At 31.9% G+C, this 11,667-nt stretch carries 12 protein-coding genes; 11 read left to right on the top strand and 1 reads right to left on the bottom strand.

Features of this window, described 5'->3' with window-relative positions; all coding sequences use genetic code 11:
• The first annotated feature begins 8 nt into the window (after positions 1 to 8).
• Positions 9 to 1,190 carry an aspartyl protease family protein gene (locus H7F21_RS08290; RefSeq protein ID WP_185788806.1) on the top strand — a complete coding sequence of 394 codons (1,182 nt, stop codon included), beginning with the start codon at positions 9 to 11 and terminating at the stop codon, positions 1,188 to 1,190.
• A 148-nt stretch (positions 1,191 to 1,338) separates the two neighbouring features.
• A complete protein-coding gene (locus H7F21_RS08285) occupies positions 1,339 to 1,683 on the top strand; it encodes a hypothetical protein (RefSeq protein ID WP_185788805.1) in 345 nt (114 codons plus the stop codon).
• Between the two features lie 465 nt (positions 1,684 to 2,148).
• Here H7F21_RS08285 and H7F21_RS08280 read toward each other — a convergent pair whose 3' ends face one another.
• Positions 2,149 to 4,230 carry a helix-turn-helix domain-containing protein gene (locus H7F21_RS08280; RefSeq protein ID WP_185788804.1) on the bottom strand — a complete coding sequence of 694 codons (2,082 nt, stop codon included), beginning with the start codon at positions 4,228 to 4,230 and terminating at the stop codon, positions 2,149 to 2,151.
• A gap of 227 nt (positions 4,231 to 4,457) precedes the next feature.
• Here H7F21_RS08280 and H7F21_RS08275 point away from each other — a divergent pair, with 227 nt between their 5' ends.
• The 9 genes from H7F21_RS08275 to H7F21_RS08235 all read left to right on the top strand — a co-directional run bounded on the left by H7F21_RS08275 (position 4,458) and on the right by H7F21_RS08235 (position 11,625).
• Entirely contained in the window at positions 4,458 to 5,045 is a 588-nt protein-coding gene (locus H7F21_RS08275; protein ID WP_185788803.1) for an ankyrin repeat domain-containing protein, read from the top strand.
• Positions 5,046 to 5,057: 12 nt separating this feature from the next.
• Positions 5,058 to 6,143, top strand: a complete 1,086-nt coding sequence (locus H7F21_RS08270; protein ID WP_185788802.1) for an acyltransferase family protein — start codon at positions 5,058 to 5,060, stop codon at positions 6,141 to 6,143.
• Between the two features lie 46 nt (positions 6,144 to 6,189).
• Positions 6,190 to 6,885 carry a hypothetical protein gene (locus tag H7F21_RS08265; protein ID WP_185788801.1) on the top strand — a complete coding sequence of 232 codons (696 nt, stop codon included), beginning with the start codon at positions 6,190 to 6,192 and terminating at the stop codon, positions 6,883 to 6,885.
• Positions 6,886 to 6,925: 40 nt separating this feature from the next.
• Positions 6,926 to 7,372: a thioredoxin family protein gene (locus H7F21_RS08260; protein WP_185788800.1), complete on the top strand. Its 447-nt coding sequence runs from the start codon at positions 6,926 to 6,928 to the stop codon at positions 7,370 to 7,372.
• Positions 7,373 to 7,463: 91 nt separating this feature from the next.
• The gene (locus tag H7F21_RS08255) at positions 7,464 to 8,591 is read left to right on the top strand and encodes a serine hydrolase domain-containing protein (RefSeq protein ID WP_185788799.1); all 1,128 of its coding nucleotides are present in this window, start codon (positions 7,464 to 7,466) and stop codon (positions 8,589 to 8,591) included.
• Between the two features lie 73 nt (positions 8,592 to 8,664).
• Positions 8,665 to 9,267, top strand: coding sequence for a hypothetical protein (locus H7F21_RS08250; RefSeq protein WP_185788798.1), 603 nt, complete (start codon positions 8,665 to 8,667; stop codon positions 9,265 to 9,267).
• Between the two features lie 131 nt (positions 9,268 to 9,398).
• Positions 9,399 to 9,989: a hypothetical protein gene (locus H7F21_RS08245; protein WP_185788797.1), complete on the top strand. Its 591-nt coding sequence runs from the start codon at positions 9,399 to 9,401 to the stop codon at positions 9,987 to 9,989.
• Positions 9,990 to 10,015: 26 nt separating this feature from the next.
• On the top strand, positions 10,016 to 10,702 hold the full coding sequence (locus tag H7F21_RS08240) for a DUF4386 domain-containing protein (protein ID WP_185788796.1): 687 nt from the start codon (positions 10,016 to 10,018) through the stop codon (positions 10,700 to 10,702).
• A gap of 2 nt (positions 10,703 to 10,704) precedes the next feature.
• On the top strand, positions 10,705 to 11,625 hold the full coding sequence (locus tag H7F21_RS08235; protein ID WP_185788795.1) for an NAD(P)-dependent alcohol dehydrogenase: 921 nt from the start codon (positions 10,705 to 10,707) through the stop codon (positions 11,623 to 11,625).
• The last annotated feature ends 42 nt before the right edge of the window (positions 11,626 to 11,667 follow it).

Here is an 11,667-nt window from a genome sequence, read left to right as displayed (position 1 = left end):
ATAAATCAATGAAAAAGTTTCTATCAATTACGTGTATTTTAATTATTCTCTTATGCCATTCTTGTAATTCTTTTGGGCAAGACCAACCTCTAGCTCAAATTCCGTTTGCATTAAACGATGACGGACATATCATCATATCACTAAAGATTAATAATCATACTGTTTCTAATTTTGTTTTAGATACAGGTGCTTCTGTCACAGTTATTGATAAAACTATTGTTAATGAATTAAGCTTACCATTGCAAGATATAGCTGCAAAAATCACTGGTACTTCAGGCGTCAATGATGATGTAAAAAAGACTCAAAAACAACAAGTTGCTCTAAGTGATGTTGTGGTGTTAAATGACATAGAAATGTATGTCTCAGACTTATCACATTTAGGCAATATTAAAGGTCTGATAGGTTTTGACTTATTTAAAGAATTTGTTAGTGAAACCAATTTTGATACTAAGACCATTAGTTTTTATAAGCCAAAGGGAAAGCCTGATACCAAAGGCTACAAATCTATAAGTTTTAACGAGTCCTTTTGTACACCAGAAATAAAATTATCCGTTACACTTTCTGATAACACATCGCTATCAGGTAAAGTCTTTTTCGATACAGGTGATATGAGTACACCATTTACATTTAGCTCACCTTTTGTTAAAAAACATAAGCTTCAATCAAAGTTTGATACATTAGTTACTACTGAATCTAGAGGTATAAATTCAAAATCCAGCAATAAAGTTGGAGCTGCTTCATCAATTAATATCAAAGGCTTTGAGTTGTCAGAAATGCCAGTTACACTTTCTAATTCAACTCAAGGGATGTTGTCAATAGAACCTTATATGGGCAATCTCGGATTAGAATATATAAGCAAGTTTAATTTTATATTAGATTATAACAAGAAAAAAATATTTCTAAAACCCAATGCCACATACCATGACGTTTTTAATTTTCCCATAGGTGGTGTACGGCTAGAAAAGAAAGGGAAAGAAATTTTTATTAGATCAGTTGCTAAACCAAGTGCAGCTTATGACAAAGGCATAAGAGCCGGCCAACAATTAATTTCTATTGATGGTGTTGCAGGCGAAAGTTTAACATACTATAAGGATATCTTAAAAAAGGAAAACAAGGAAGTAACACTTATAATAAAGTTAGAAGATGGCACATTAAAAACAATAGTTGTTTTATTATCTAAGCTTATCTAACGCGCTCTTTTTAAGACATTATTCCACATTGTCCACACGTTGTCCCCCTAGATAATTAGTAATACAGATTCATGTCATCTAAGTTTACACTATAGAATCCAAAAACATAAATGAAATGAAAAAACTATTTTTTTTAGGGCTATTAGCTATGACATGTATTAACATATCTTGTTCAAAAGATGAGGACGGTGAAGAAATTAGTGCCCATCTGGTAGGGAACTGGTCCGGTACCTATGACGGTGATGATGAAGGTGTTTGGTCGGTGACTGTAAGTAGAAGCGGTAATGTTACAGGCACCGCAACCTCTTTATTTTCTTCAGATTCTGCCGATATAACGGGGACAGTTTCCGATAGCGGCACACTATCTGCTACTATAGGGAACTCGGAAAATCGTGAATTTATTGGTCAACTTGAAGAAGATAATGAAGCCATGGGGACTTGGGTGGACACAGTGCGAGACTATGATGGTACATGGGTTGGGAGCAAGAATTAACGCTGAAATATATACAACTTATTTTATCAGCTTCTACAAAACCTAACAACTTTAGACTAACATTTGTAGCAAAAAGACCGCATTTGACTGCGGTCTTTTTTATGCTTTTATAATTTTTATCTGCTCAGTTAATAGAAGCCTCAATTTATGAAATCGAATTTTGAGATTAGGTTGAGTGCAGCGAGACCAAATACTCATAATAAAGATTCACGAATTCCTATTTATTGAAATATTTACACATGAGTAAAGGGCAGAGTGGTGTTGGCAAATCGAGCTCGAGAGATTCACGATTTCTTAAAACAATAAAAACAACATGAGTAAATGTGTGTGGAATGGTAATAACAAAGAGAATTTATTATTATCAAATTCCCAAAAGAAACTATTAAAATACAATCTATACTTGCTCTAATTACTTAAAAGCAATAGTTTATGAGCCAACTCAATCAAAAAGAAAAATTCAAAAATTTATAGTAGTTTTTCTTCTTCTAATGTTTCTTTAAGATTTTTATGTTGTTCCCAAAATTGCATTTTTATTTTCTCGATAGTTTCCTCGTATTTAGGGTGGTTTTTCAATAGCTTCAATAGTGGGTCCTCATTCATAAACAAGATTACCCAATACTGAAAACCATCTTGTAAGCTGAATTTATCATAAGCCTCAATAGCTTTATCTGGCTTATTTTCATAAAGATATAGTACAGCTAAAGCTGCGTCTTTGTAAATTGACTCATCTTTATCAAGATAATCTTTATACTTATTAAAGTATTGCTCAGCTTTACTAGAAAAACCCATTTTCTTATAAGTATAAGCAATTTTTATATTCTCTGCAGGATACAGATCAATTCTATTGGTACCTAATGTGTTAATGTATTTTTCATAATAAAATAATGCCTTATCATAATCTTCTTGGAAATAATATAGCTTCGCTAATTCTTGAGTAATATCCGCTCGCGTAGTGTCTTTTTCCCACTCCATTAACATTTTACCTGTTAAAGCTTTTAAATCTTTGTTATTCGCATAATCTATAAAGTTTTTTAAATAAGGAGCGTAAGGATTGTTTGTATTATATCTTAAAGATTCATTTATGTATTCTGATGCTTTTTTAGTAAAACCGTTTTGTATTAACGCATTGCTTAAGTTCAAATAGATAAAGCTTTTAGACACGCGATCGTTAGCTTCAATATTTAATTTAATTCCTTTTAATGCATAAGTGAGATATTTATTTGTATCTGGTATAACCCGCGAATATAAATTTGATAAAAATAATACTACAGAAGACGCATTGGGATTGTAGTCTAATGCTTTTTCCAAATATGGTACCGCCAATTTATAATCGCTTGAATTTAAATAATATAGTGCTTTTGCGATTAGAGATAATTCTGAAGTAGAATCATACAACAAGGCATTGTCTGCATACTCATTTAATTGGTCTAAATATTTTTTTTCAATTTTATTTTCATCTAAATAATAGTAACAAATGGCAATCTGAGCATAAGCGTTGGCATATTTAGAATCTTCCTCTATGGCTTTTTCAAAATTAAGAATAGCCTTTTTTAACCCTGATTCACTTTGCTCATTTTGATTTTCCAAACCCTTTAAATAATAATCATATGCGATGATATTTTCTGTAGGCCTTTTATCAATAAGTGCCAATTCCTTTGGTGTTACATTAGCTTCTATGGCGAAAGCAATCTTTTTTGCAATGGTATTTTGAAGCTCAAAAACATTGTCGAGTTGGTATTTGTATTGTTCAGACCAAATAGGACTATCTGCTTCGGCATCTATTAATTGAATACTTAGAAGTACTTCATTTCCGATTTTTTGACCACTTCCTTCAATTAAATAGTTAACTTTTAATTCTTTAGCAATTTCTGAAACGGTCTTTGGATTGTTTCGGTATTTTTCTGTAGAAGTCTTACTTATCACTCGTAAATCTTTAATCTTTTGAAGATTATTGCGTGAAGATTCCATAACACCATTTATAAAGTATAAATTAGAATTGTCTTCACTTAAATTTTCAAAAGGTAAAAAGGCAACCGACTTTTCCTTATTTGCTATAGATTCAGAAGAAGTGAATTGATCTTTAAAAAAGAAAATAATAGCAATGATTGATATGGCTGTAATTGCTATAATATATCTATTAGCATTTGTGTTTTTTAGAACAGTTTCTTTGGTTACTACTTCATTTTTTTGCTCAGCATCCCATTCTTCTTCATTCTTGGTTTTCGTTTCACCAGGTGGATAGCCATAATATTCACGATAGCATTTTGTAAAATAAGACGGATTGCTAAAGCCAACTTCAAATGAAATTTCTGAAGCGGTAAGTTCAGTTTCTAGTAGTAAATCTGCTGCTTTCTGCAAACGTAATTCTCGGATAAACTGACTAGCAGATAAACTAGTTTGCTTTTTAATTTTTCTAAGCAAACTAGAGCGGCTCATATTCATTTCTTCTGCCAATTCAGAAACTCCAAATTGCTCGTTAGAGATATTATCTAAAACTATCGATTTAGCTTCTGATAAAAATGAATTTGAAGAATTGCTTGTCGTCATTTTCTTTAAGTAACAGCAACGAAGATAAGTAAAATTTAAACGTCAGGCTTTGAGTTAATTTTTTTGATTTTATGATGATTTGCGCCATAATTTATAGTCTTGCGCCATAATTTATAGTACTGCATTAAACGTCATAATTCTTGATTCATAAGTGTTTACTGCTGCATCATGGTTAGTCTCATCTTTGTATCATCAAATCGAGATAATAATTCTTAAAATTTAAAATCATGAAAAATTCAATTGAAATTCGAGTAAAATTTTTAGTTACAATTATATGTGTAATGGCAATTTCATTCACATCATGTTCTCAAAAAAGGGAAGCTAAAAACACAACAGGCGTTGCAAATGAGAATATTGCTAAGCCTAGTATAGATATTCACGGTGCCGTAGTAACAGGCAATTTGGAAGCAGTTAAACGGCATATTGAAGCTGGGACAGATATCAATCAAAAAGAGGCCATGTCTGGATCTACACCTTTAATGTCTGCAGCCACTTTTGATAAACCTGAAGTTGCTAAAGTATTGATCAATGCAAATGCAGATTTGTCTATAAAGAATAATGATGGTGGAACAGCTTTGCATACAGCAGCATTCTTTGGACGTATAGAAATTGTACAGTTACTAATTGACGCAAAAGCAGATAAAACGGTTCGCAATAATTTTGGAGCTACAGCTAGAGAAATAGTTATGGTAGATTATGATCAAATGAAACCTATCTATGAAATGCTAATTCAACAATTACAACCTATGGGTTTTACATTAGACCTTAATGAATTAGAAAAAGCACGTCCAGTTGTAGCAATGATGTTACAATAGACACAATTTAAGATGACAACAGAAAGAAGATACGATATTGATTGGCTAAGAGTCATTGCTATAGGTTTATTACTTATTTATCATATAGCCATTATATTTCAACCTTGGGCATTGTTTATAGGTTTTATAAAAAGTGATGATGCGTTAGAAGGACTTTGGAAACCAATGACGATGCTCAATGTTTGGCGAATACCTTTACTCTTTTTTGTATCAGGAATGGGACTCTATTTTGCAATGAAAAAAAGAAATTGGAAGCAGTTATTTTTCGAGCGTGGAAAACGAATTCTATTACCTTTTGTGTTCGGATTTTTGGCCATTACTCCATTACATTTTTTAATTTTTCAGCAATACTATAATATGCCATTAAGCTACTTTCCGCATATGGGCCATTTATGGTTTTTGGGTAACATTTTTGTATACGTTCTGTTGTTGTCTCCACTATTTTTCTATCTAAAGAAAAATGAAAAAGGAAGATTCAAAAAGATAATATCTAAAGTGATGAGATATGCTTTTGGTCCACTAACCATATCTGTGTTTTTTATGTTGGAAGTGGGTTTTGTTAAACCACAACTATTTGAACTGTACGCTCAAACCTGGCATGGATTTTTTATAGGGCTTCTTGCTTTCTTCTTCGGATTTCTTTTTGTGTATAGCGGTAAAGTATTCTGGCAAACCGTTTCGAAGTGGAAATGGTTGTATATAGGTATAGCAGCTGTCTTATTTACTCTTCGATTTACAAGGTATGAATCCATATCAAATATGTATATCACTACTATAGAATCTAATGCTTGGATATTGGGTTTGTTTGGAATAGGTTATAGCTACTTTAATAAACCAAGTACATTACTAAGTTATTTGAGTCCTGCTGTTTATCCTGTTTATATTATTCACATGTTTGTCTTATATGCAGGTGCATTGCTCATTCTGCCATTAGATCTTCATCCTATATTAGAGTTCATTGCAATCACCCTCTTTACGTTTATTGTCTGTTTTCTTATTTATGAATTTATCCTTAAACGAATTAATATTTTAAAACCCTTGTTTGGATTGAAATGGAAAGTTAAAAGCGTAATAGAGAAAATGTTAAAGCGTGCTTAAAGTAAAACTCAATACGTTGTTTTTCAATTTAATAAACCATTAAGTCATGATAAAATTATTTAGAAAAAAAAGACTAAAAATGCTTACTCAAAATAAGTTCGGTAATTATTTTGCTTACGCAACTGGAGAAATAATTCTTGTTATTGTTGGGATTCTTATTGCCTTAGCAATTAATGAACATTCAAATAGCGAGAAGAAATTGGAGTTACGAAATTCATACATTATTCAGCTGCATGATGAAGCAGATCGCAATCTAAAAAAGTTAGCAATTCTAGAAAATGAGTCAAAGCAAATGCTCAAAGAGTTAGATACAGTATTCAAAATTTTATTATTCAAAGATTATGATAACCCAAGATTATCTACAAAATCATTCTATTTAATTATGTCTAAAAAGTTTTATCCAGTTATGATAACCTATGAAAATTTAAAGTTTTCTGGTGATTTAAAATTATTTGACGATTTAAACTTACGTAATGCCATCTCTGAATCTTATGAAACATTTAACCCTATAGAAAAACTTGAATCTTCAGAACAACAGACCATAGAGGCCTATTATGAAAATTTTTTGATGCGAAACGTAAAATTTAGGGATATGGGCATTTCTTCAGATACTTACGAAAAAGACATTTATTTTGAAAATATGGTTTTAACGAGAATGACTACGCTTGCACAAAATATAGAGGCTTACAATGACGCCATTGAATCATTAAAAAGCCTAAAAAATACTTACTCCGAATTATAAAACACAAATTAAATATGAAGAATAAAAAAATAGTTCAACTATGAAGAAATCAAAAAAGAAGACACAACCATTTTGGAGCTTTTTCTGGCTAACATTTCTAGTCCTCTCGCTCTGGTATGCATGGTACTCATTTTATGCACCTTCAAATGATATTACTTGGACAGATAACATTGAATCTGCTCAAAAGTTGGCAAACAATTCTGATAAAAACATTATGGTATTCTTTACTGCAGAATGGTGCTCACCTTGCAGAATTATGAAGCGTCAAGTTTTTGCTGATAGCGAAGTTAAGAAAGCTATAGATTCAAAAGTTGTACAAGTTGAAATTAACATTGACGACCCAAATGCTGAATCATTAGTGAAGCAATATAATATTGGAGCTACACCAACAACAATTTTTATTAATCCTGAAGGAAAAGTAATTGATTACTACGTTGGAAAAGTTGGGAAAACAAAATTCCTTGAAATGCTTTTAAGTCAAAAATAAAAAAAATTAAAACAGATTAATAAAACATAAATCATCAATCAAAAAACGATCAATTATGAAATCAATTAAAACAATCAAAAATCGAACAATCATGAAATCATTGAATCAAACATTAAAAAAGAACAAAACGATTATCGTGAGAAGAAGAGTAAACCATTTTATGGTAGCCTTTTTACTATGTATAACAACCTTAGTATCATCATGCTCAAAAGACGATGATAACAATCCACAAACGACAAACTATACAACCGTTGAAAATGTATTAACAGATATCGATTTTAAAGGTTATGCCATTGTAACTAAAAATGGAAATGATTTAGTGCGTCAAGGTTTTGGATTAGCAAATCAAAGTACAGCAATGCCTCAAGGTGATAATCTTGCATACCGCATAGGTTCTGTTACTAAGACTTTAACCGCAGCAGCTGTCGTACAATTAAGACGCGATGGTCTAATCAACAATTTTAATCAAACTTTAAATGAATTTGATACCGAATTTCCAAATGGAAATCAAATTACCATTGCACAATTATTATCGCATCAATCGGGTATTCCAGATTACCAATTTGTCGTTGAAGACGCTTATGAGCAAGGCGAAACTTTAGATGAAGAAGATATATATGAAGTTATTACTGATATGATTTCTGAGAACGGTCTCAATTTCACACCAGGTTCTGGTAAACAGTATAGCAATTCAAACTTTCTTATCGCAGCTTTATTAGTTCAAGAATTAGCTCAAATGTCTTATCACGAATATATTCAGCAAAAAATATTTATCCCATTAGAAATGACTGATACCTATAAAGGTAATAATATTATCGATGTTGATATTCATGCTGAAGGTTATGAAAATGGTAGTGTTAACAGTACTTATCCTATGCCTATCGCATTTGGTGTAGGCGACTTTAGTAGTACTCCCAAAAATATGGAAACTTGGACAAATGCTGTTAAAACCAATTGGTTTACAGTGACTGAAAAAACCGAAATATTTTCTCAAAACGTACCTAGTGGATTTGTTGATTTTGGTTTAGGGTGGTTTACAACACAAGAGGGCAATACTACAATGTATTGGCACGGTGGCGATATTAATGGCTATTGGAGTATGATTGGTTTTGTGCCAGAATATGATGCTACAATTGTACTATTAAGTAATCAACAAGACGATACAGGTACACAACGTAATACCATTATTCAACAATTATTAATGAACGAGTTTAATTAAAATAGAAATCATCAAAAAATCAATAAAAAAACGAACAATTATGACATCAATTAAAATCAAAAAACAAACAATTATGAAATCAATCAAAAAACAATTTTTATTAAGAATGGCTTGTGTAGCCTTTGTATTAGCGTCTAGTATAACATATGCACAAAACACAAATCAAGAATCAACAACACAAAGAGAAGGTTTCATCTTCGAGTTCGTAGCAGGTGGAGGGCTTATCAGTATAGAAGATAGTGCAGGTATTCAAACTTTTGACAAATCTCAAGGCACATTTGTTTTTCCAGATTTAAAATTTGGCTACATGTTAAACGACAAACTCGCCATTACAGCCTCTTTACCAGGAAATATCTACGAATTTCAGGATAATGATAGGCATTTCGGTGGTTTTATTCCATCCGTACAATATTGGGTGAAAGATAGATGGTGGATTCATGGAGGAATTGGCTTAGCAATAGATTCGCCAGCGCTATATGATATTAAAGACGATGTAAATGACGATTGGAACTTTGGTTGTGCTGTTATGGCTAGTACAGGTTACGAAATTTACAAAAAGAAAAACTTCGCGCTTAATGTGCAGTCCAAATTAGTTCTTGGTCGTGCCTTTTTAGATGGAGATGCACATAGAGATGCTCTAATCTTTAATATTGGGCTAGGATTTAGTTGGTTGTAAGCTTTCACCCGAATTATGTAATACAAAGTCTATTGCATAATTCGAGTTTACTGTTAATAATGAACAAAATGAAAGCACCAAAAATTAATCTATTACATAGATTCTATTGTTAGCATTTATTTGAGAAAAAAATGAAACGATTAACAAAATTTATTAAAAAAAACATTTCAGCAAAAATAGTTTTAGGACTTTTTATCTTAACAAATGTTGTTTACACCTTTATGCTGACTGTTACAATTCCTAAAACAATGGAATTTTCTAACGGAATGCAATTATTGGATATGATGCCCACAGGATATAATTTGAATTATGTAAATGAATTATTCACTTCGCTTGGAGAAAATGGACGTTTGACTTATCTAAACGACCAAATACCTGTAGATATGATTTACCCGCTACTATTCGGGCTTTCTTACTGTTTGCTTTTGGGATATTTCTTAAAAAAATTGAACAAATTAAATTCCCCTTATAAATATCTCTGTGTAATACCAATAATTGCTGGTATTGCAGATTATTTGGAAAATATCGGAATTATAGCAATGTTAAAAAACTATCCTGAATTGACAGAGGTTGCTGTAAAAACAACTAGGTCCTTTTCTCTTATAAAAAGTATTTCGACAAGTGCTTTTTTTATTGTCTTGATAGTAATGCTAATTATACTTGGAATTAAATTTATGAAAAGGAATAAAACAAGTGCTAACAATGTAGATAGTCAGAACTGATTTAAAATAATAAAATTAAACGACTTATGAATGTAAATACAGAACAGAAAAATTTAATTAAGACCGCTAGAATAACTGGCTTATGGTATTTAATGATGGCTATTACAGGAATTCTGGGGTTTATGGTCTTTCATTCTCAAATATTTGTGTCTGGAAATCCTGAACAAACCCTGATAAATTTAGCAGAATTAGAATCTACAGCAAGAATAAGGTTGCTATTAGAGTTTGCTATCGTAATATCACAAGCACTTACCGCAGTTTGGTTTTTCAAATTATTTAAAGATAATTATGAGTGGGAAGCTTGGACTTTAGGTATATGGGGAATGGTAAATGCTTTAGCTATTATGATAAGTGCAATTTCAATCGCCTCAGCAATAGGTATTGCAAATTCTGATATAGGTGCTATGGAAGACAAAGTTTTATTAATTCAGGTGTTTCAACATATAATTTCAAATGCTTGGGGTATTGGTGGCCTATTTTTCGGGTTATGGCTATTTCCTATGGGATACATAGTTGTCAAATCTAAAAGGTTGCCTGTCTGGTTAGGAAGAGTTATTATTTTAGGTGGTATAGGCTATCTAATTTCTACAGTTATACGCTATGCCGGAATTGATTTTAGCTTCAATAGATTTCTTATGCTACCAGCAACCATTGGTGAATTTTGGATGATTGGTTATTTGCTAATTTTTGGAATCAGACCTAATATAAAATAAATATGAAAGCAGTAATTTATAACAAATACGGTTCACCAAATGTTCTCAAAATAAAGGACATAGCGAAACCTAAGCCTAAAGATGATGAGATTTTGGTAAAAATATATTCAGCAACAGTCACTTCGGGAGATGTAAGATTACGAAGTTCTGATTTCCCTCCTTTATTTTGGCTTCCTGCAAGATTGATTTTTGGACTTTTCAAACCCAAAAAGAAAATTTTAGGACATGAATTAGCAGGAATAGTGGAAGACGTTGGGAAACGTGTAACCGAATTTAAAGTTGGTGACAGCGTATTTGGAACCACTACAATGCTTCATACAGGTTCATATGCTGAATATATTTGCTTGCCTCAACAATGGAAAAATGGAGTGGTAGGTATAAAACCGAAAAATTTGAATTACCAGGAATCTGCTGCATTACCAGTTGGAGCAATGACGGCAATGTTCCTTTTAGAAAAAGCCAATTTAGCAAAAGGGCAAAGCGTTTTAATTTATGGAGCTTCTGGAAGTGTTGGAAGTTATGCAGTACAAATATCCAATCAAAAAGGATCAAGCGTAACTGGTGTGTGCAGTACTTCCAATTTTGAAATGGTCAAATCACTGGGAGCCAAAAATGTAATCGATTATAAAAAAGAAGATTTTTCCAAAAGAAATGAAAAGTTCGATATTGTTTTTGATGCCGTTGGAAAAACAGCAAAAACAAAAGCCAAAAGGGTCCTTAAAGTTGGAGGGAATTTCGTTTCGGTTAAAATGTTGACGAAAGAGAAGGCTGAACATCTGAAATTAATAAAAACTTTGGCTGAAGAAGGGAAGTTGAAGCCTTTTATAGACAAGTCATTTAAACTTGATGATATAGAAAAAGCTCACGAGTATGTTGAAACAGGACGTAAAAGAGGAAATGTAGTCATAGAAGTTTCGAAATGAGCATAGATTAATTCACAACAATAAATTTGTTATTTGCCTCAT

Source organism: Winogradskyella flava (genome assembly GCF_014243395.1).
GTDB classification, from domain to species: Bacteria; Bacteroidota; Bacteroidia; order Flavobacteriales; family Flavobacteriaceae; genus Winogradskyella; species Winogradskyella flava.
The sequence above is the reverse complement of the archived record's forward strand: the minus strand, read 5'-3'. Positions and strand labels throughout refer to the sequence as shown.

Excerpts from the sequence above, each read along its gene's own strand:
- H7F21_RS08290 (WP_185788806.1), top strand. The coding sequence starts at position 9 with ATGAAAAAGTTTCTATCAATTACGTGTATTTTAATTATTCTCTTATGC.
- H7F21_RS08285 (WP_185788805.1), top strand. The coding sequence starts at position 1,339 with ATGACATGTATTAACATATCTTGTTCAAAAGATGAGGACGGTGAAGAA.
- H7F21_RS08280 (WP_185788804.1), bottom strand. The coding sequence starts at position 4,230 with ATGACGACAAGCAATTCTTCAAATTCATTTTTATCAGAAGCTAAATCG.
- H7F21_RS08275 (WP_185788803.1), top strand. The coding sequence starts at position 4,458 with ATGAAAAATTCAATTGAAATTCGAGTAAAATTTTTAGTTACAATTATA.
- H7F21_RS08270 (WP_185788802.1), top strand. The coding sequence starts at position 5,058 with ATGACAACAGAAAGAAGATACGATATTGATTGGCTAAGAGTCATTGCT.
- H7F21_RS08265 (WP_185788801.1), top strand. The coding sequence starts at position 6,190 with ATGATAAAATTATTTAGAAAAAAAAGACTAAAAATGCTTACTCAAAAT.
- H7F21_RS08260 (WP_185788800.1), top strand. The coding sequence starts at position 6,926 with ATGAAGAAATCAAAAAAGAAGACACAACCATTTTGGAGCTTTTTCTGG.
- H7F21_RS08255 (WP_185788799.1), top strand. The coding sequence starts at position 7,464 with ATGAAATCATTGAATCAAACATTAAAAAAGAACAAAACGATTATCGTG.
- H7F21_RS08250 (WP_185788798.1), top strand. The coding sequence starts at position 8,665 with ATGAAATCAATCAAAAAACAATTTTTATTAAGAATGGCTTGTGTAGCC.
- H7F21_RS08245 (WP_185788797.1), top strand. The coding sequence starts at position 9,399 with ATGAAACGATTAACAAAATTTATTAAAAAAAACATTTCAGCAAAAATA.
- H7F21_RS08240 (WP_185788796.1), top strand. The coding sequence starts at position 10,016 with ATGAATGTAAATACAGAACAGAAAAATTTAATTAAGACCGCTAGAATA.
- H7F21_RS08235 (WP_185788795.1), top strand. The coding sequence starts at position 10,705 with ATGAAAGCAGTAATTTATAACAAATACGGTTCACCAAATGTTCTCAAA.